This window comes from Caballeronia mineralivorans PML1(12) (genome assembly GCF_001028175.1).
GTDB lineage: Bacteria > Pseudomonadota > Gammaproteobacteria > Burkholderiales > Burkholderiaceae > Caballeronia > Caballeronia mineralivorans.
Genome location: NZ_AEJF01000044.1, coordinates 1 through 19,324, shown reverse-complemented (window position 1 = coordinate 19,324; position 19,324 = coordinate 1). Strand labels below are relative to the sequence as shown.

The 19,324-nt window shown below is 60.9% G+C and carries 19 protein-coding genes; 5 read left to right on the top strand and 14 right to left on the bottom strand.

What is annotated here, in order from left to right; all coding sequences use genetic code 11:
- Nucleotides 1–75: 75 nt before the first annotated feature.
- The 4 genes from EOS_RS05445 to EOS_RS05430 all read right to left on the bottom strand — a co-directional run bounded on the left by EOS_RS05445 (nucleotide 76) and on the right by EOS_RS05430 (nucleotide 4,529).
- Complete coding sequence (locus EOS_RS05445; protein ID WP_047845582.1) at nucleotides 76–1,023, bottom strand: ABC transporter permease; 948 nt, start codon at nucleotides 1,021–1,023, stop codon at nucleotides 76–78.
- Nucleotides 1,020–1,970 (bottom strand): ABC transporter permease, encoded by a 951-nt coding sequence (locus tag EOS_RS05440; RefSeq protein WP_087881884.1) that lies wholly within the window; start codon nucleotides 1,968–1,970, stop codon nucleotides 1,020–1,022. The genes EOS_RS05445 and EOS_RS05440 overlap by 4 nt, the downstream gene beginning before the upstream one ends.
- Nucleotides 1,967–3,463: an ATP-binding cassette domain-containing protein gene (locus EOS_RS05435; protein WP_082163220.1), complete on the bottom strand. Its 1,497-nt coding sequence runs from the start codon at nucleotides 3,461–3,463 to the stop codon at nucleotides 1,967–1,969. The genes EOS_RS05440 and EOS_RS05435 overlap by 4 nt, the downstream gene beginning before the upstream one ends.
- Nucleotides 3,464–3,536: 73 nt before the next feature.
- Nucleotides 3,537–4,529, bottom strand: a complete 993-nt coding sequence (locus EOS_RS05430; RefSeq protein WP_047845583.1) for an ABC transporter substrate-binding protein — start codon at nucleotides 4,527–4,529, stop codon at nucleotides 3,537–3,539.
- A 188-nt stretch (nucleotides 4,530–4,717) separates the two neighbouring features.
- Between EOS_RS05430 and EOS_RS05425 the strand changes: the two genes are divergently transcribed.
- Complete coding sequence (locus EOS_RS05425) at nucleotides 4,718–5,836, top strand: lactonase family protein (RefSeq protein WP_047845581.1); 1,119 nt, start codon at nucleotides 4,718–4,720, stop codon at nucleotides 5,834–5,836.
- An 18-nt stretch (nucleotides 5,837–5,854) separates the two neighbouring features.
- On the opposite strand, the gene EOS_RS05420 is transcribed toward EOS_RS05425, so the two are convergent.
- From EOS_RS05420 to EOS_RS05405, 4 genes are all read right to left on the bottom strand, one after another.
- Entirely contained in the window at nucleotides 5,855–7,123 is a 1,269-nt protein-coding gene (locus EOS_RS05420; protein ID WP_047845580.1) for an MFS transporter, read from the bottom strand.
- A 69-nt stretch (nucleotides 7,124–7,192) separates the two neighbouring features.
- Nucleotides 7,193–7,981 (bottom strand): 4-hydroxy-2-oxoheptanedioate aldolase, encoded by a 789-nt coding sequence (gene hpaI / locus EOS_RS05415; protein ID WP_047845579.1) that lies wholly within the window; start codon nucleotides 7,979–7,981, stop codon nucleotides 7,193–7,195.
- Nucleotides 7,950–9,293 carry an MFS transporter gene (locus EOS_RS05410; protein ID WP_047845578.1) on the bottom strand — a complete coding sequence of 448 codons (1,344 nt, stop codon included), beginning with the start codon at nucleotides 9,291–9,293 and terminating at the stop codon, nucleotides 7,950–7,952. The genes hpaI and EOS_RS05410 overlap by 32 nt, the downstream gene beginning before the upstream one ends.
- A 30-nt stretch (nucleotides 9,294–9,323) precedes the next feature.
- On the bottom strand, nucleotides 9,324–10,871 hold the full coding sequence (locus EOS_RS05405) for a UxaA family hydrolase (protein WP_047845577.1): 1,548 nt from the start codon (nucleotides 10,869–10,871) through the stop codon (nucleotides 9,324–9,326).
- Nucleotides 10,872–11,179: 308 nt separating this feature from the next.
- On the opposite strand from EOS_RS05405, the gene EOS_RS05400 reads away from it, so the two are divergent.
- Nucleotides 11,180–12,217, top strand: coding sequence for a LacI family DNA-binding transcriptional regulator (locus tag EOS_RS05400; RefSeq protein WP_047845576.1), 1,038 nt, complete (start codon nucleotides 11,180–11,182; stop codon nucleotides 12,215–12,217).
- Between the two features lie 70 nt (nucleotides 12,218–12,287).
- Here EOS_RS05400 and EOS_RS05395 read toward each other — a convergent pair whose 3' ends face one another.
- Complete coding sequence (locus EOS_RS05395) at nucleotides 12,288–12,593, bottom strand: hypothetical protein (RefSeq protein WP_047845575.1); 306 nt, start codon at nucleotides 12,591–12,593, stop codon at nucleotides 12,288–12,290.
- Between the two features lie 442 nt (nucleotides 12,594–13,035).
- Between EOS_RS05395 and EOS_RS05390 the strand changes: the two genes are divergently transcribed.
- A complete protein-coding gene (locus EOS_RS05390; RefSeq protein WP_047845574.1) occupies nucleotides 13,036–13,695 on the top strand; it encodes a GntR family transcriptional regulator in 660 nt (219 codons plus the stop codon).
- A gap of 15 nt (nucleotides 13,696–13,710) precedes the next feature.
- Here EOS_RS05390 and EOS_RS05385 read toward each other — a convergent pair whose 3' ends face one another.
- From EOS_RS05385 to EOS_RS05365, 5 genes are all read right to left on the bottom strand, one after another.
- Nucleotides 13,711–14,949, bottom strand: coding sequence for an ArgE/DapE family deacylase (locus EOS_RS05385; protein WP_047845573.1), 1,239 nt, complete (start codon nucleotides 14,947–14,949; stop codon nucleotides 13,711–13,713).
- 64 nt (nucleotides 14,950–15,013) lie between these two features.
- On the bottom strand, nucleotides 15,014–15,751 hold the full coding sequence (locus EOS_RS05380) for an amino acid ABC transporter ATP-binding protein (protein WP_047845572.1): 738 nt from the start codon (nucleotides 15,749–15,751) through the stop codon (nucleotides 15,014–15,016).
- Entirely contained in the window at nucleotides 15,729–16,418 is a 690-nt protein-coding gene (locus EOS_RS05375; RefSeq protein ID WP_047845571.1) for an amino acid ABC transporter permease, read from the bottom strand. The genes EOS_RS05380 and EOS_RS05375 overlap by 23 nt, the downstream gene beginning before the upstream one ends.
- Complete coding sequence (locus tag EOS_RS05370) at nucleotides 16,418–17,086, bottom strand: amino acid ABC transporter permease (RefSeq protein ID WP_047845570.1); 669 nt, start codon at nucleotides 17,084–17,086, stop codon at nucleotides 16,418–16,420. The genes EOS_RS05375 and EOS_RS05370 overlap by 1 nt, the downstream gene beginning before the upstream one ends.
- A 72-nt stretch (nucleotides 17,087–17,158) precedes the next feature.
- Nucleotides 17,159–17,974 (bottom strand): transporter substrate-binding domain-containing protein, encoded by an 816-nt coding sequence (locus EOS_RS05365; RefSeq protein WP_047845569.1) that lies wholly within the window; start codon nucleotides 17,972–17,974, stop codon nucleotides 17,159–17,161.
- A gap of 158 nt (nucleotides 17,975–18,132) precedes the next feature.
- On the opposite strand from EOS_RS05365, the gene EOS_RS05360 reads away from it, so the two are divergent.
- Nucleotides 18,133–18,438, top strand: coding sequence for a (2Fe-2S)-binding protein (locus EOS_RS05360; protein WP_047845568.1), 306 nt, complete (start codon nucleotides 18,133–18,135; stop codon nucleotides 18,436–18,438).
- A partial coding sequence (locus EOS_RS05355) for an FAD-dependent oxidoreductase (RefSeq protein ID WP_047845567.1) occupies nucleotides 18,431–19,324 on the top strand: 894 nt, incomplete at its 3' end. The genes EOS_RS05360 and EOS_RS05355, both read left to right, overlap by 8 nt.

Here is a 19,324-nt window from a genome sequence, read left to right as displayed (position 1 = left end):
GACCCGACCCCGCCCCCGACCACTAACCCTAACACCGCCAGAACCCCAACCCCATCCACCAGCGCTGCTGCCCCCTCACCGGCGGGCAGCAGCGGAACCGCCGGCGATCGTCGTCACGCCGATGATCAATGCCCCGTAGATGATCGCGCGCACGCCCGCGCCGGTGCCGCTCGCATTCAGCAGCGCGTTGATCAGAAACAGGAAGCAGGCTGCGCCCCACACGCCGGTCGGACTCGCGCGGCCGCCCGACACCTGGGTCCCGCCTATCACGACCACCGCCACCGACAGCAGCATGTAGTCCGCTCCCATATCGAGCGTCGCACCACCTGAAAATGCGGCGAGGAGCAAGGCGCACAACGCCACGAGAACGGAGCAGGCGACATACGTTGCACAACGGACCCACTCGACCCGAACACCTGCGAGATTCGCTGCGCGCGCGTTCTGGCCGACTGCCGACAGGCTGCGTCCCTGCACCAGCCTGAACAGCACGCCCCCCGTCAGTATGGTGATCAGCAGCGCGACAAATGCAAGGCTCGATATTCCTTCGACACGGCTTAACGCAAAGTTCTCCAGCGCAGGCGGAGGCGCCGCCCCGCCCCGGCCGAGGCTGATGGCGATCGACTGCAAAACGAAACTGGAAGACAGCGTGGCGATGATAGGAGGAATCCGCAGCAGCCGGATCAGCAGGTAGTTGAACAGGCCGATGGCAATACCCATCGCCACGACCGTAGCAATGCCAAGCACGATCGCACTGTCATGGGTGGCCATCACGCGCATCGCGACACTGCCGGACAGTGCGATGGTCGCAGGAATCGAGAGATCGATATTGCCGGGGCCGCTCGTGACCACCAGCATCTGCCCTAACCCGACTAGCACCGTGAACACCACAAACGCGGATGCAGCGGAAAGCATGTTGGCCGCCGTGCCCAGGCCAAGCGCGGCACTGGTGACCACGCCCACCAGAAGCGCACCGGCGACGGACCAGAGCCACGGCGTATCGCGAATCGCAAGCGTGGTTCTCATCGCCTTGCTCCCTTGCCGCGAAATACCAGACGCAGCGACAACACTGCGATCAGGATCATGCCCTGAAGACCAATTTGCCATTCCGGTGCGATCTGCAGAAACGAAAGAAAGGACGAAGCCAGCGTGAGCGTAATCGCACCGAGAACGGCGCCTAGCGCAGAGACGCGGCCGCCGACAAACTCGCCTCCGCCCAGGATCACGCCGGCCACCGACAGCAGCGTGTAGCGCAGCGCGATATTGGCATCGGCTGAAGTCGCGAGGCCCAGCAAGGTCAGGCCGGAACATACGCCGAGAAAGCCCGCGCATCCGAACAGAATGGCCTTCGAGCGGATCACCGACCAGCCGAACCGGCGCATCGCGCCCGGATTGCCACCCACCCCGCGTAGCCCCACGCCGACGGACGAGCGCATCAGAAGAAAGTGGCCGCCAATGCCGATCGCGGCAGTCCAGAGCAAGGGCGCGGGAATTACCGGCGACTGAAAGCCCATCAACGTCGAGAGCCACCCCGGGCTCGTGCCGCCCGGAGAGGGCAACAGCAACACCGCGAGCCCATTCCACACAAACGACAGGCCGAGCGTGACCACCACCGACGATATACGCCGGTATTCGATCAGCGCACCGACCAGCGCATACAGAACGACGCAGCCAGCGAGGGCGGCCCAGCCAAGCCAGGGCGAACGCACCAGCAAGGTCGCGCCGATGCATGCGACGAGACTCACGAATGATCCGATCGAGAGATCGAGCTCGTTGGCGGTAATCACGGCGAGTTGCGCCAGCGTTGCAAACACGATCGGCACGCCAAGATTCAGCAACATCACCGCACCGAAATAGCTGAACGTATTCGGCTGCACGGCAACCATCGGGACCAGCACCGCGAACAGCGACGCCACCGGCAGAACCGAACGCAGATCGAGTCGGCGCGCACGCAGCATGACTGCTTGAATCATGATGTCACCTCCTCGAAACTCGCTGCAAGCAAGGCCTCTTCCGTACATTCGCTGCGATCCAGCACGCGTGTAACCTTGCCCGCGCGGAACACGTAGGTTCGATCGCAGTAGGCGAACTCGTCGTTTTCAGTGGTGTACCAGATGAAGGTGCGGCCCTTTGCGGCTTCGGCCTGCAGCAGCGCATAGATTTCGAGCTTGGTGCCGATGTCGACACCGCGCATGGGATCGTCCATCAACACGAGATCCGCGTCGGATGCAAGCGCGCGAGCAAACAGCACCTTCTGCTGGTTGCCCCCGCTTAGAGACAGGATATTTTCCGTGGGTGCCGCGCCGCGAATGTTGATCTTCCTGGCCCAGGTGTCGAACAGATCGCGCAGCGCGACGCTATCGATCCAGGTTGGACTGCCACGGTTGTATAGCCGGCGTATATCGAAGTTCTGCGCAATGGTCCAGTCGATGAATACACCGTCTGCACGGCGGTCCCCCGCGACGAACGCCACGGCCTGTTGCGAGCGGCGTTTGCGCACCCCCGCATAAATCTCGTGAAGCAGCGCGGTCTGTCCCTGCCCTGCCAGTCCGGCGAAACCGACAATGGTGCCCCGCACTGCGTCGATGCTCGTGCGCTTGCCTGGACCCACCTTCCACCGCAAGGTTGCGGCGGCACCGTTTGTCTCGGCCGGTCGCTGGACGGGCGTCACGCCTCCTTCGACAAACTGGCCCATCGCCCGGATGATCTGCTCCTTGTCGAGGTTCGCAGCGGCGAGTGTCGACACCACCTTGCCGTCGCGCATCACCATGACCCGGTCAGCGCTGCGCAGCATTTCCTCCAGCATGTGTGTGATCAGGATGCAGGTCACACCGTCCGCCGCGCTCTGCCGGATGTAGGCAAGCAGTTGTCCGGACGTGTATTTGTCGAGGCTCGAGGTAGGTTCGTCCAGAATCACGAGACGCACGGGCGTGTCGACGCGCGCAAAACCGCGGGCGATTTCCACCATCTGCTGCTGGGTCAGCGACAGATCGCCGACCACGTCTGTTCCGCGAAGCCCGTGTCCGGGAAAAATCGCATCGAGCTGTGCTTCGATAATCGCACCGGCGCGCTTGCGCCATCCGAAGTGTTTCAGTTGCGGATGAACCACCCGCATGTTTTCTTCGATCGTGAGATTCGGACACAACGACAGTTCCTGAAACACGCATCGAATCCCTAGCGTGCGCGCCTGGTTGGCATCGAATCCGCACTCGAAGCTCGCGCCATCGATCTGTACCGACCCGGCATTCGCGCGGCGTGCACCGGCCAACACCGACATCAGCGTCGACTTGCCCGCACCGTTGTGTCCCGCGATGGCCACACATTCGCCTTTGACGAAGTCAAAGGCGACCCCTTGCAAAGCGCATACGTTGCCGAACTTCACATCCACGCCCCGTACTGACAATAGTCGTTCCGGCATCGCTTCGACGCACGGCGCACCAAGCACTGTGCTTTCAGAATGGTTCATGGGACCAGCCGTACAAGGATGAGTGTTCAACCAGTGAGCGCCGGCGCGTTTGACGGCGCTGGCAGCGGCAGCGCTATTTCTTCGACGATTCAACCGCGCCGACCACCTGCTCACGCGTGAACACGTTGCTTGCAACGGTGCCGGGCGCTGTCGTCGACAACACCGTCGAGAGCGAAGCGGGCGTGACGGTCAGTGTCGGAAGCGACATGTCGTGCGGCAGTTTGTTACCCGCCAGGATCTGCTGCGCGGCCCAAAACGCGAACGTCGACGAGCCCGGATCGGCCGCGATCGACATCGTCTGGTACGCATCGACACCCTGCGATTTCCACCACGCAAGCTCCTCCTGACGGTTGCCGAGGATGATGGTCGGCGTGCTGCGGCCGGCCGCACGAAAAGCCTGCGCGACCCCGTAGCCATCGCCGCCCTGGGTCACAACCCCGTCGACTTGCGGCAAGGACGGCAGGATGCCTGCAACCTCCTTCTGCGCGACCGTCTGCGTCCAGGCGCCGTAGACCGAGCCGACAATCTTCATCCCCGGATATTTCTTGACCTCGTCGACGATGCCTTGGTGGATCTCGTCGTCGACGGACACCCCCGCCAGGCCGCGCACTTCGAGCAGGTTGCCCTTGCCGCCGAGCTTTTTCGCAAGGAAGTCGACCTGCACCGCGCCCATCTTGTGGAAGTCCGCGGCGATCCGGTAGGCGCACGGCTCGGTGACGATTCCGTCGAACGATACGACGACGACGCCCGCGGCACATGCCTGCTTGACCGCACCGTTCAGTGCGGTCGGCGATGCGGCATTGATGACAATCGCCTTGTATCCCTGCAGAACCAGGTTCTGGATCTGTTGCGCCTGTTCAGTCGCCTGATTTTCGGCCGTGGTAAACGCAGGTGCTTCTGCGATGATCCCCGCCTTCTTCGCACCCTCTGCGGTCTGCGCCCAGCTTTTGAGTTGCTGCTGACGGAAAGTGTTGCCGGCATAACTGTTCGACAACGCAATCTTGTCTTTCGATGTGTCGCCCGTCGCCACCGCCGCACTAGCGGCGCCACTCACCACCAGCAGCATCACACTGGCGATTCCCGATACAAATGTCCTGTTGAGTTGCACTATCGTCTCCTGAACTTGAGGTTGAACGTGCGCCGGGCACGCCGTGCGGTATGGCCTGGATCGGCTACCGGTTTTTATTGGGATGGGTGAATGGTAGAATACACCCTACTACCATACAAGTAGGTATTTTCCATGTGGAGAGTGCGATGACGGCTATTACTCTGGTTTTCGTGGGCTGCCTGAACCAGGCCGTGCCGCACTTTGCGGCGGCTAACGGCAAAGGCATCTCGGTGTTCGCATTCGACGAAACTACCGGCGCGCTAAGCTGGCTCGCCGATACCGTCGACGCTCCGAATCCGACGTATCTCGCGGTGCTGCCGGAGCGCGGCATGCTGTATGCGACGACCGAAGTATTCGGCTGGCGGGAGGGATTGATCAGCGCCTACCGGATCGATAAGGCCAGAGGTTCGCTGACTCTGGTGGGTGCCAGGCAGACCACGCGGGGCAGCCTGACCGCGCATTGCAATACCGATCGTCAAGGAACATGCGCGTTCGTCGCGAATTATTCACACGAAACCCCTGGTGAAGTGCCGGGCCAACACGTTGTGAGCTTTTCGATCATGGCTGACGGAAGCTTGACGCCTGCGATCAGCGAGTTTGCGCACCACGACACAGGCCCGCGTGCGGACCGGCAAGCGGTGCCCCATGCGCATTGCGTCGTACCTGGCCCGGACAATCGCTTCGTGGTGGTGCCGGATCTGGGTGGCGATCAGTTGGTTACCTACAGGCTCGACGCCACAAGCGGGCGTCTCGCGCAAACGGACATCGCACCACTGCGGATGGCTCCGGGCTCGGGTCCGCGACATCTTGTGTTTCATCCGGATGGCGCGACCGCGTATGTCATCAATGAACTCAACAACGCCCTATGCCGGCTCGCCTATGCAAGCGAGACCGGCACGCTGCAACTGCTGCAGTCAGTCGACGGACTTCCTCCGGATGCAGCCCCGAGCTTCGCTGCGGACCTGTGTGTATCTGCAAACGGCCGCTTCCTGTATGCGACATACCGAGGTGACAACAGCGTTGTCACTTATGCGCTTGATGAGAAAGACGGCACGATTCTCACTGGCGCCAGACAGGATAGCGGCGGCAGAACCCCACGCAGCTTCACTCTTTCGCCTATGGGGAAATTCATGCTGGTAGCTAATCAGGATAGCGATGTACTTGTGTCTTTGCGCCTTGATCCGGACAGCGGGAAACCGTTGGAGCAGGTTGATGTTGTGTCGGTCGGCACGCCGATGTGTGTCAAGGCGGCAAGATTTGCATGACCGCGGGTTTCCTGTCGATCAATGCGCAGCGTTGCCTGCGACTAACCCTTCTTCCTCGACACCACCGTCACGGGCTGCCCCCGCCGCTTCATCGGCGAGATCCTTCGGCATCCAGCGTGAGGTATTGAAAATACTGATTGCGATGACGATCAGCGCGCCGCCGGCAATGAACGAGGCCATGCCGAACTTGAGTCCCATCGACGGCGTGACCAACGCGATTACATACGGAGCTATAACACTGATGGAGGTCATCGCATAGCTGATCCCAATCCCGGTCGCCCGCCCTTCCACGGGAAAACGACGCGCCTGGTATAAAGGCAGGATACCGAACAACCCATTCGCGAACATGCCCATGCAGAAGGCGCCCACACCCATCAGGAAATGATTTGATACCAGCGTATAGAGCGCTGTAGTGGGCACGACGATCGTCAGGAAGATAACAATCGTACTGCGCTCTCCGATCCTGCTGGCAGCGTAGCCGGACAAAGGTTTGCCGATCACCGAGCCAACCGAGTAGGCAATGATGAAAGGAAAAATAGTGCCCGAGTCCAGGTGATGAACGGTCAGCAGGAACGTGGGATATAGCACCTGGACAGCCCACAACATGAAGTTCAACCCTGCCGAAAAAGCCCAGGCCTGCGCGACGGCTGGATTGAAGACGAAGGTTTTAAAGCCGTGCCCTTCTTGTTTGCGCAGCTGCTGTTCCTTCCAGTCCGCCGACTCCTTGACGTTGCGCCGCAGGAACAGCGTCAGCAAGGCCGGCGCAATGCCGAGGAAGAACATCCAGCGCCAACCCAGCACCGGAAACAGGAAGTGGAAAGCGAGCGCGGCCAGCATGTAGCCGAACTCGTAGCCCGCCACCATGATGCCGGACGCGAGTGGCCGGATTTTCTCGGGCACGGTTTCCATCAGTAGAGAGACAGAAGCGGTCCACTCGCCGCCGAAACCCATTCCGAACAAGATGCGCATCACCATGAACGAGGCATAGCTCCACGCCAGGCCGCTCAGTCCCGATGCGCAGGAGAACCACAATACGGCTGCCATGAAGGCAAGCTTGCGGCCATACCGGTCGGCGGCAAATCCCCAGCCGATGGTTCCGGCGATCTTCGCGAAGCCGGTGGCTGTCACCACCAGCGCCATCTGTGGCAAGCCGACATTGAACACCTTGCCGAGATGCGGGATCAGGAACAGCAGGATGGTGAAATCGAATGCATCGAGCGCCCATCCTGCGGTTGCCGCAAAGATGATATGCCAATGCTTCCTGAGCAGGCCGGCGTGATCGTTCATCGTATGTCTCCGCTTTTCTTGTTGCGGGATTTCGAAATCGAATCGAAATTGATGCTTGCCGCTTGTCGGCTAGGTGCCCCTGCTAAAGTCCGCGGCAAGCTTGCGCGCACCATTGGCAAGAATCAGGATGTCGATGCCGGTCGCAACGAAAGTGCAGCCCAGCTCGAGGTAGTGCCGCGCAAGCGCCGGATCGGAAGTCAGCGTCCCGGCCGCTTTGCCCGATGCGACTATTTTCTTGATCGCACCGTCAATAGCGGCCTGCACTTCAGGGTGACCCGCTTTACCGCGATAGCCCATCGAGGCGGCCAGGTCAGCCGGCCCGATAAAGACGCCATCGATACCGTCCACCGCGCAAATCGCGTCGAGGTTCGATAAAGCGGTGACGGTTTCCGCCTGCACCAGCAGGCAGATTTCTTCATCGGCGACATCGAGATAATCCTTCCGGCTGCTCCAGCGTGACGCGCGGCCGACCGCACTCCCGACCCCGCGAATCCCGTGCGGCGGATATCGAACGGCGGACACCAATGAGCGAGCCTGCTCCTCGGTGTCGACCATCGGCACCAGCAGGTTGCGTACGCCGATATCAAGCAGGCGCTTGATCAATGCCACATCGCCATTGACCGGCCGCACCACGGCTTCCCCACGGTACGGAGCGACGGCCTGCAGTTGCGACAAGGTCGACCGTACGTCATTGGGCGCATGCTCGTTATCGATCAACAGCCAGTCGAAGCCGGCGGTCGCGCTGACTTCGGCCAGGTAGGGATCGGCCATCGACAACCAGAAACCGATCTGTGCTTCCTTGTTCGCCAGCGCCGCCTTGAAACGGTTAGGCGCGGGCGTTTGCATTGTTCCGCTCATGATTCTCCAACTCCATGGGAGGGGGTTCAAATTCGATGGGTTCGACTTTACCCAGCAGGAAAAGATAGTTGATGATGGCGAGAACGATCAGCGCCGACGAGAACACCAGTGCCGCAACGAAGGATCCCGTCGCACCGACGATCGCACCGGTCACGATCGGGCCGACAACACCCCCCATGTTCGATACCGAGTTCTGCACGCCGGCCACCATCGACACCATGTTCTTGGGCGCCACGTCTGCGGGCAAGGCCCAGACTTGCGAGGCTGCGACGGTCATGCCGGATTTGGCGAAGCACAGCAGCACGACTGCCATCACGGCCGATTGCGCGAAGGCGGCAAGACCGATACTCGATGCCATCGTGAGCCCGACGATCAGGAACAGCTTGCGGGTGGCCGTCAACGACAACCTGCCCGAACTGTAGACACGGTCCGAGGCCCAGCCCGCGAGCACCTCGGTAAACATCGATATCAGCAAAGGCAGGGAGGCCATCACGCCCATTTCCATCAAACCCATGCCCCGCTCCTTGACCAGGTAGGTGGGCAACCAGGTGATGAAAAAATACGAGTTGTAGTTGATCATGAAGAAGCCGATGCACATCGCCCAGATATTGCGATGCGCGAACAGCTTGCGCCACGGAACGGTATTGCGCTTGTCCTCCGCAGCATTGGGCGCGAGTCCGTCGCGGATATGCGCGAGTTCAGCGGCATTGACCCGCGGGTGTTCGCTTGGCGAATCCCTGAACATGAACTGCCAGACAAGGCACCATACGATGCCCAGTGCGCCCGTGATCGCAAACGTCACTTTCCAGTCGAACACGGCAAGCATGACCGCAATCAAAGGGAGTGCGACGGCGCCGCCGAGCTTCGAGCCGCTGTCGAAAATGCCGGCCACCGTCGCCCTTTCGTTACGGGGAAACCAGCGTGACGCGATACCGGCGTTACTCGGATAGGCGCCCGCTTCGCCAATACCCAGCATCACCCGCAGAGCGACCAGCGATTTGAAGCCCGTCGCAAAGCCGGTGACGGCGGTAGCGAGCGACCACCAGAGGACCGCGAGACCCAATACCTTCTTCTGCCCGAAGCGGTCCGCGAGGATGCCGGCCGGCAGTTGCAGCAGCGCATACGACCAGAAAAAGGCGGACATCACTACCCCCATCTGCACGGCGCTCAGGTGAAAGTCCGACTGGATCCGGGGCGCGGCAGCGGACAGCACTGTTCGATCGACATAGTTGATTGCAATCGCCGCCCACATCATGCCGGCCACGATCCAGCGCACACGTGTACGTGTCTGCGCTTGTGCCGCGAGAGTCATCTTTTGTCTCCGTTATTGTTATCTGGATGCTTAGCTAACGATGCCCATGTGCCAGGGCACGAACTCGTGATCGCCAAGACCCAGCAATTCGCTTTTCGTGCGCTGCCCGGAGGCGGCTTGCAGGATATGCTCGAAGATGTCCTGCCCCATCTCCTCCACGGTGCGCTCGCCATCGATCACCAGGCCGCAATTGATATCCATGTCTTCCCGCAGGCGCGCAAACATCGGTGTATTGCTGGCGAGCTTGATCGTGGGGGCAGGTTTCGAGCCGAACATCGAGCCACGGCCCGTCGTGAAACAAATCATGTTTGCGCCGCTGGCGATCTGACCGGTGACCGCGACCGGATCATAGCCAGGCGAGTCCATGAAGACAAACCCGGACTTGTGGATTGGTTCGGCATACTCATAGACTGCTTGCAAAGGCGTCGTGCCGCCTTTCATTGCCGAGCCAAGGGACTTCTCGAAGATATTCGCCAATCCTCCCTGCTGGTTGCCGGGTCCGACCACACCATTGAACTGGCCGTTGTGTCCGTGTGTATAGCGCTCCCACCAGGCGAGCCGGTCGAGCAATTTCTGACCGACCTCCGGCGTCACCGCGCGGCGCGTCAGCATGTATTCGACACCGTGGATCTCCGGCGTCTCAGACAAGATCGCCGTGCCGCCATGGCGCACCAGGATATCCATCGCCGCGCCAAGCGCGGGATTGGCGCTGATGCCCGAAAACCCGTCGGACCCGCCGCACTCCAGGCCAATCTTCAAATGACTGGCGCTGACCGGCTGCCGTTCAATACGGTTCGCCGCCGGCAGCATGCCCTGGATCGCGGCAATCCCGGCCTCGATCGTCGCGCGCGTGCCGCCGCTGTCCTGCATCACCAGCGTGCGCGTCGACTCGTCCGTCTCGAGACCCTGCGAATTCATCAAGTCAGACACCTGGTTGCGTTCACAGCCCAGGCCCACGATCAGGACGCCCGCAAGATTGGGGTGACGCGCATAACCCGCGATAGTCCGGCGCAGTACGTCGAAATGCTCGCTGGGCGAGGACATCCCGCACCCGCTGGTCTGCGCGAAGGCGACCACGCCATCGACGTTCGGATAATCCGCAAGCCGCTCAGGCGTGAACCACCCGGCGATATTCTTGATGACCGTGGACGAGCAGTTAACCGACGCGAGAATGCCGATGAAATTTCGGGTAGCAACTCTTCCGTCCGGGCGCACGATGCCCATGAAGGTTGCACGTTCGGCTTGCGGCACATAATCGACCGGACGGACATCGAGGCCGAAGCCCGGGTCGCGCTCGAAATCGATCAGTTCAATGTTATGCGTATGCACATGGTCGCCAGCCTCGATATCCCGCGCGGCGCGGCCGATCACGGTGTCATACTTGCGGATCGCTTCGCCACGCGCGATCTCCCTCGCGGCAATCTTGTGGCCCGCCGGGACCTGCGCCCGGACGCGCACGATGGTATCGCCCAGTTGGACCTGCCGGCCCAGCGACAAAGCCTCGCGGACAATCAGCACGTTGTCCGAGCCGTGCAGGCGAATCAAGGGGGTCATGGCGGCGTCGCTGGCCTGCGACATGAGCAATTCTCCTGCAATCACGTTTTGTCTCGTGGATATCGTGGATAGTCTGGTCACTACCGGCAATGTGCCCCGGAACCAGGAGGACACGCTGTCCGGATCAGTTTTATTACTATGCGTCCAATGTTACCGGTTTATGTAACCGGTAACATTGGACGCATAGTAATATGCTTCTTGTTGCCTGAATGTTCGCGTTTTCCCTAATCAACGTTTATTCAACTCTCATATCGTTGTCGATGATCAAACCGAAAACGGATAGCGCCACAGGGATAGCCGGAACGGTCGAAGACGCTGGCCTACCCGCTGCAATGGAGCGCTCCACCGCACGTCGCGCGCGAAAAAATACCGGGCGCGTGACGCTGAGCGATCTGGCGGCCCTGATCGGTGTCACCAAAGTCACCGTATCGCGCGCATTGAACACCCCTGAACTCGTGTCGGTGAATACGCTGGAGCGTGTGCGTGCGGCCGTGCAACAGACCGGCTATACGCCTGACCTGATCGCCGGATCGCTGGCGTCGAACCGGAGCCGCCTGATCGTCGCGCTGATCCCTGCCATGGCGGGGACTGTTTTTCAGGAAACGGTCGAGGCGCTGACTACCGGGCTTGCCGAGACTGGCTATCAGTTGCTGATTGGTCAAAGCGGCTACGACGAGTCTCGTGAAGACGCGTTGATCGATGCCATCCTCGGACGGCGGCCAGCGGGCATTGTGCTGACGGGCGTCGTGCACTCCCAGCACGCGCGGCAAAAACTGCGTGAGTCCGGGATTCCGGTGGTGGAGACCTGGGATATCACCCGCGAACCGATTGACATGCTGGTCGGTTTTTCCCACGAAAAGGTGGGGAAAGCGGCCGCGCAACACTTGCTTGCGCAAGGTGTAAAGCGGGCTGCGGTGATTGCGCCGGGCGACCGCCGCTCCCAGGTGCGTACACAAGCCTTCCTCAAGGCGTTTGCCAAGGGCGCAGCAACGGACCCGGCCGTCGCGATTCCCGTTGTCACGATACCGTCGCCCGCCAATATGGGTGACGGCCGTCGCGGGCTGGCGAGTCTGCTGGACGAACATGCGGATATAGAAGGGATATTCTGCGGCGCGGATATCCTGGCGCTAGGCGCATTGATTGAAGCACGCGCGCGCGGCCTGGATATTCCCCGGGAGTTGCGGGTAGTCGGTTATGGCGATTTGAATTTCGCGAAAGACACGGACCCTCCGCTGACGACGATCCGGATTGACGGAACGCGTATTGGAAAACTGGCCGCCTCATTGTTAGTCGACCGGATCCAGGAGGGCGAAGTCGATCAACGCGTGGTCGACGTGGGATTCAAGCTGATCGAGCGCGAAACAAGTTGAGGCGGCGCTCGCCAGCAAGGTGGTCGCGAATGCATTGATCGACTTGCTTTACAGCGCAAACGTACAGTCGTTATCTAACGCGCTTACGTCTGCGCCAATTCCCTATCATGCGCAGCAGCAGCAAGACCAGGACTGCGATACCGGTGCCGCCAGTAGCCGGAATGAGCATCGCGAAAAGAGGGTCGTATCTGCTGGAAACCGTCCCTAAATAGTATTTCTCGATCAACGCTTCCAGCGTCGCTCCCAAAGAGAGCAGGAACAGCATGGTTACCAGCAGAAGCAATCCCGCAAGCACTGCGCTGATAACACCGCGCGGGGCGACTACGTCGCGCCCGGATGTCGATGAAGGCCCGTTAAGCGGAATTTGAGTGGTCATGGTGATTCCGATCTGTTCGTTCGTGCGGTAAGGCGCGGCACAGGTGCACTTTCCCCGGGAAAGGCCAAAGGTGCAAAAGGCTTCTGGCAGCGGCCGGAATCACGCAAAGCGGCGCTGCGCCACCGGCAGACTAACCGGAATAATATTCGAACTCCATTCGGACTTTCTTACTATCGGAAGTTTTCGGTACGGACCCTCACCTTTTAGTCGGGCCCGGTTCGCCAAATTGTCTGCAGTAAAGAGCCGCACGCGGCCCGCTCGCCCGCGTCGACGCTCACCTTCATCAAACGCGTTCTCGGGAACGAGACAGGCGCCAGGACCGCGCCGCATCGCAGTGTTCTCGCCGTCAGGATGGTGTGATCGAGAGTGGTATCGCGAAACGAAGATGACTATTTGATCGCATACAATACGTATACCGTGCACCTGAAGCGAGCGAAACAACGTGACAGCATCTCCCCTTACTACAACCCCGGAAAAACTAGGCGAACTGGCATACCAGACTCTGCGGCGAATGATCCTCCACAAGGCATTACGCAGTGGCGGTCCCGTCGTCGAGGGGCGGCTTGCCGAAGAACTCAACATCTCCCGCACGCCCATGCGCGAAGCACTATTGCGGCTTGAGGGCGAGGGTCTGCTGGCGCGCGCCGGCGCCCGTTCTTATTCGGTGCGCTTCGTCGGCGCGCAGGAATATTTCCAGGCAATGAAGGTGCGCGAGCTGCTTGAGGCGGAGGCTATCGGCCTGGCCATCGGCAAGATCGACAAGAAGCAGATCCAGCAACTGATCAAGAAGATCAAGGCTTTGCGCAGCGGCCAGCAGGAGCAGGAGCACTGGCAGGTCGACGACCAGGTCCACACCATGATGGCGCGTGCCAGCGGCAATGACGTGCTCGCGCGGATGATCGAAGTCGTGCGCACAAACAGCCGGCTGTTCGAACTCTCGACGCCATTCAACCGCATAGAAGAAGATCGCGCGGAACACCTTGCGATCCTCGAAGCCTACGCGGCCGACGACGCCGATGCCGCCCGCAACGCCGTTCGCACGCATCTGCAAAACCTGCGCCGTTTCGTGGTCGACCGCCTGAGTGAAGGCAGCGGTGTCTGAACCGGATCTGCCCGATCAGGCTCGCGCGAGCAGATCCGCAAGCGCGAGCGCGATCGTCTTGGTAGCAAGACGCAGATCGTCCAGCGCCACGCGTTCATCGGCCCGATGACCGTTCGCTTCCAGCAGCGTGCGGGGCCCCGCGCCATAGATCACGGTCGGAACGCCTGCTTCGCAATATAACCGGGCGTCGGTGTAAAGCGGCACGCCTTCAGTCGGGATGTCCTGCTGCAACGTCGTCTTCGCGGCGCGTTGCAAGGCCGCCGACAAGCGTTCGGCGCCGTCGATGGAACGCAGCGGCGACGTCACCAGCACCTCACGCACCTCCACGACAATGCCCGGCAAGCCGGCCACCGCTTCTTCTAGCAACGTCTTTAGCTGCGACACCACAGCTTGCGGATTCTCTTCCGGCACGACACGCCGGTCCAGGCGCAAGCGGACCTTGTCCGGCACCACGTTCGTATTGATCCCGCCTTCGATCAAGCCAACCACAAGCGTCGGGTGATCGATACCGGGTGTACTCGAGCGAATGGTCTTCAACACCTCGCGATGTCCATAAAGCGCGTTGAGCACCGCCGTCGCGGCTTCCAAAGCATCGTGTCCGGTGTCGGGCCGTGCCGCGTGGGCGGACTTGCCGCGCACGATCACTTCCAGGTGAATCGCGCCGTTGTGCGCGGTGGTGATCGAATAGGAGAAGCCGGCGCAGATCGCGTAGTCGGGCTTCACGATGCCCTCCTTCAGCAACCATGCCGGACCGATCAGCCCACCGCTTTCCTCGTCATAGGTCAGGTGCAACTCGACGGTCCCATGAAGTTCAGCGTGGCTCTCGATCAACGCCTTCAACGCAAACGCATAGGTCGCGAAGTCCGACTTCGATACTGCCACGCCCCGCCCGAACATCCAGCCATCGCGGATTTCGGCGCCATAGGGGTCGGTGGACCAGCCGTCGCCGGGCGGGACGACATCGCCGTGCGCATTCAGCGCAATGACCGGTCCATCGCCGAAACGATGCCGAACGACCAGGTTCGTTGCACTGATCATGCCGGCACGCGTGACATCGGCGAGTGGGACCGGATGGCGTTCGACCGTGAAGCCAAACGATTCCAGCGCGAGCGCGGTCATCTCTGCATGGCTCGCGCAGTCGCCGGGTGGATTATCCGAGGGCTTGCGCACGAGCGCTGCAAGAAAATCGACTTCGGTAGTGAAGTGGCGATCGACCGTAGCCAGCAGGGTCAACGTAAGCAGATCTTCATTCATGGTGACTTGGAAAACTTGAAAAGGGATAACGCAACGCTGACGGCAATGACGGCGAGCGCATTCATCAGTGACGCAGGATCTTGCCGACGAATTCGCGCGTGCGGACTTCCTGCGGGGCATCGAAAACTTGCTGCGGCGAGCCGGTCTCGATCACATGACCGCCTGCCATGAACACTACTTTTGACGAGACCTCGCGCACGAAGCTCATCTCATGCGACACGATGAACATGGTGATTCCCTCCGACGCCAGCGCGCGAACGGTATCGAGTACTTCGGTGACGAGTTCGGGGTCGAGCGCCGCCGTGACTTCATCGAGAAACAGCACGTTCGGCTTCAACGCAAGCGCGCGGGCGATTGCCACGCGTTGCTGCTGACCGCCCGACAACTCGTCCGGATACGCTTTCAACCGATGCCCAAGGCCCACGCGCGTGAGCAAGCTGATGGCGTGCTCTTGCACCTGCTCGCGTGGCCAGCCCTTGATCCTGGTGGGCGTGATCATCACGTTTTCCAGCACCGTCATGTTCTGGAACAGGTTGTATTGCTGGAAGACGATCGCAATCTCCGAGCGCAACGCACGCACGGCCGCCTTGTCCGCATAGTTCACGAGGCTGCCGTTCAATCGCACGGTGCCGTGTTCGGGCGGCAACAGTCCCGTCAGAACGCGCAGCAGCGTGCTCTTGCCCGACCCGGAAGGTCCTATCAGGCTGACGATCTCGCCCTTCTCGACCGAGAGGTTGATGCGTTCAAGGACCGTATGCGGTCCGTACGAAGCTTTCAGATCAACGATTTCGAGTTGCGGCAAGTTTTTTCTCCAGGCGCTTACCCAAGCGCGACAACGGGTACGACAACACGAAATAAAGCACCAGGACCGTTCCGTACACGAGCCATGAAGAAAAGCCCTTGTTGGTCAGCACCTTGCCGGCTGAGGTCAATTCCATCACGCCAATCTGCGAGGCCAGCGCGGTGTCCTTGATGAACATGACAAAAAAGCCGAATGTAGGCGGCACGACCACGCGCCACGCCTGCGGCACGATCACGAAGCGCAATGTTTCGAAGGTCGAGAAATTCATCGTCTGCGCGGCTTCCCATTGGTTTCTATGCACCGATTCGAGTCCGCTTCGAATGATCTCGCCAAGGTAGGCGGACGCGATCAGGCAAACGCTTAGCGACGCAACAGCGAAGGTCGAGAGATTCGCTTTCGACGACTGGCTCGCGAAAAATACGAGCATCAGCGTCACCAGGAACGGGATGCGGCGAAACAGGAAGCAGTAGGCGAATGCGAGCGCACGCAGGGGCGCCATCGCACGGGAACGCGTGACACGGACAGTAGCCACGACGAAGCCCGTCAGGAATCCCGCGAAGCAGCCGAACGCCGACAGTACGAAGGTTGCAGCGAGTCCCTCCACCAGTAACAGCAGGTTGTAAAAGGAAAATAGCTGCGCGATTTCGGCCTGTGAGGAAGCGAACATCAGAACACCTTGATTTTGGCGCGGCAGACATAGCGCCCGATGATCGCCAGCGCGAAGGTCGCGATCAGCGTGACGGCAATATATAGAACAGCGGCCACGCTGAACGCCTCGACGGAGAGATACGTTTGCGAACTGAGGTTGTACGTACGGCCCGTCAGTTCCTCGACGCCGAAGATCGACGCCATCGACGTGCCGAGCGTCATGACGATGAACTGGTTCGACAGCGGCGGGAACATCACTTTCAGCACGTGCGGCAGGATCACATGCCGCACGATCTGCGGCGTGGAAAAGCCAAGCACTTCGGCGGCTTCGATTTCCATCAGCCGGACCGAATTGAAACCGGCGCGCTGGATCTCGCACAGATACGCGCCCGCATTGAACGTCGCCCCGATGAGCACCGCCGTGAACGGCGACAGCGTCACGCCGATCTCAGGCAGCGCGAAGAACAGGAAAAAGATCTGCACGAGTTGCGGCGTGTTGGTCGCGAAGATCACATAAGCCGTTACCACCCTGCGCAAAAACACCGGCCCGTAGCGCAACACCGAAGCGCATACGAGCCCGATGACCATGCCGAACGCAAACGCGAGCACGGCAATTTGCAGACTGAGCCATGCACCGCCAAGCAGATAGGGCCACTGCTGGAGAATGGGCTCGAAATGTAGGGTCATCGAATAGTGGCTCCCGCCGGATACGCAGCGCTCGTTCGTTCGTCACAGACGGAGCGCTGCCGTCGGTTTCGCTTACTGCGCAGCGGCAACAGTCGGATCATGCAGCATTGCACTGCCGAACCATTTCTTCCAGCTCGCGGCGACAAAGCCGTTTTTCTGCAACGCATCGACTTCCTTGTTCAAGCGCTGCGTCAGCGCCGTATTGCCCTTCTGCACACCGATACAGTCGTAGTCCACTTCGATTGGCGCGTCAACCACGCGCCATTTCGTCGGGTAGTTCTTCGTATAGCTCAACATGAAGTCGAGCACGTCGATCAATGCATCGGCGCGGCCCTGGGCAATCGCGCGCACTGCGTCCGGGTAGTTGTCGAGGATCAGGAGCTGTGCCTTGGGCAGCTTTTCCTGGATCAGCGGGATAGGCGTCGTGCCGCGTACCTGAACGAGACGCACCGCCGGATCGTTCAACTGCATCCAGTCCGTGTAGGGCTTCGCTTGCGTCGTCAGGACACCGAGCACTTCAGTGTTCACCGGATCGGTGAAATCGATCACCTTCAGGCGGTCCGCGTTGCGCGTCATGCCGCCCATCACCGCGTCGATCTTGTCGGTCATCAAGAATGGCACCCGATCATTGGACCCGACCGGAACGATTTCAAGCTTGACGCCGAGCGAGTCCGCAATCTTCTTCGCGATGCTGACATCGAAGCCGTCGATGTTGTTCTTCGCGTCGTAGGTGCCGAGCGGCGGCAGGTTCGGGTTAATACCGAACACGATTTTCTTCGACGCCATGATTTCGTCGAGCGTGCGGGCGCTGGCGTCGAACGAGCCGAGCAACGAGCAAGCGACAAGACCCACGGCGAGCAGGCGGCTCATGAGAAGCAGGGATTTCATGCGATAACTCCGTAAAAGGTTCGGGAAGATGGCTCACAGTTCTGGCGCGCGGTTCGGGTACTCCCCGGACTCTCTTTATTTTGACCAATTTACGTATACGAACCGTATACGATAATATAAAAACATCGACGAAATTAGTTGTCAAGGGAGGCTGTCCCATGCTGAATGCCGAGACCATGCGCATTGATAAAGCAGACCGCGCCGCTACCGTCTGGTTTTTCTTCGACGGCCAGCCGGCGTCGGCGCGCGTCGGCGAAAGTGTGGCAGCCGCCCTGTTCGCGTCGGGGATGAAGACCTTGCGTACGAGTCCGCGTGAGTGCGCGCCGCGCGGCATGTTTTGCCTGATGGGGTCTTGCCAGGAATGCCTGGTCATGGTCGACGGCCGCCGCGTGCTTGCGTGCCGGACTGCGGTCGCTGACGGAATGCATGTTGAGAAGGTACCGGGGGCCGGCAGCGATGCCTGACTTCGACGTCCTCGTGCTCGGCGGCGGACCGGCTGGTGTGAACGCAGCGCTGGCGGCGTCGGCGGCGGGTCTCAAGGTCGCGCTGTTCGACGAGAACACGGCGGCCGGCGGCCAGGTCTATCGCGCGCCGGTCAGCGCCGTGGCGCCGTTGACCGCGGACTGGCAAGCGCAACAACCCGGCGACACCCTGCGGCGCGAACTGGCTCAAAGTGCGGTCATTACCTACTTCAATCACGTGGTGTGGGCCGTCACAGCGGACTACCGCGTCGATGCCGCCGGTGCGGCCGGCCCTATGCATTGCACCGGGCGCGCGCTGATTGTCGCCACGGGAACCACAGAACGTATCGTGCCCTTCGACGGGTGGACCACACCGGGTGTTATCGGACTCGCCGCCGCGACCATCCTGCTCAAATCGCAGGGCATCCTGCCGGGCCGCTCGACGCTCGTTGCGGGCTGCGGGCCGTTGCTCGCGGCCGTCGCGGCGAAGACCATAGAAGGCGGCGGCAAGGTCGAGGCGATTGCGGATATGGCAGGCCTTGACGACTGGGCACGCACACTGCCCGCCATGATGTCGCGCCCCGACCTGATGCGCGAAGGGTTCCACTGGTGGCACGAGATCAGTCGCGCGGGCGTGCCCATTCTTTCGCGGCGCACCATCGTCAAAGTCGAGCAAGTCCACGACGGACTGCGCGCGACCCTTGCGCCCTGCGACTCGGCGGGGCGCCCCGTCTCCGGAAAACGCCGCAGCGTGGTCGCCGACTGCATCGCGGTCGGTCACGGCCTGAGCCCGTCAACCGAGATCACGCGCCTCTTGCGGGCGGAACACCGGTACTCGCGGCAAGCGGGCGGCTGGATCGCCGTTGCCGACATGGACGGCCGCACGTCA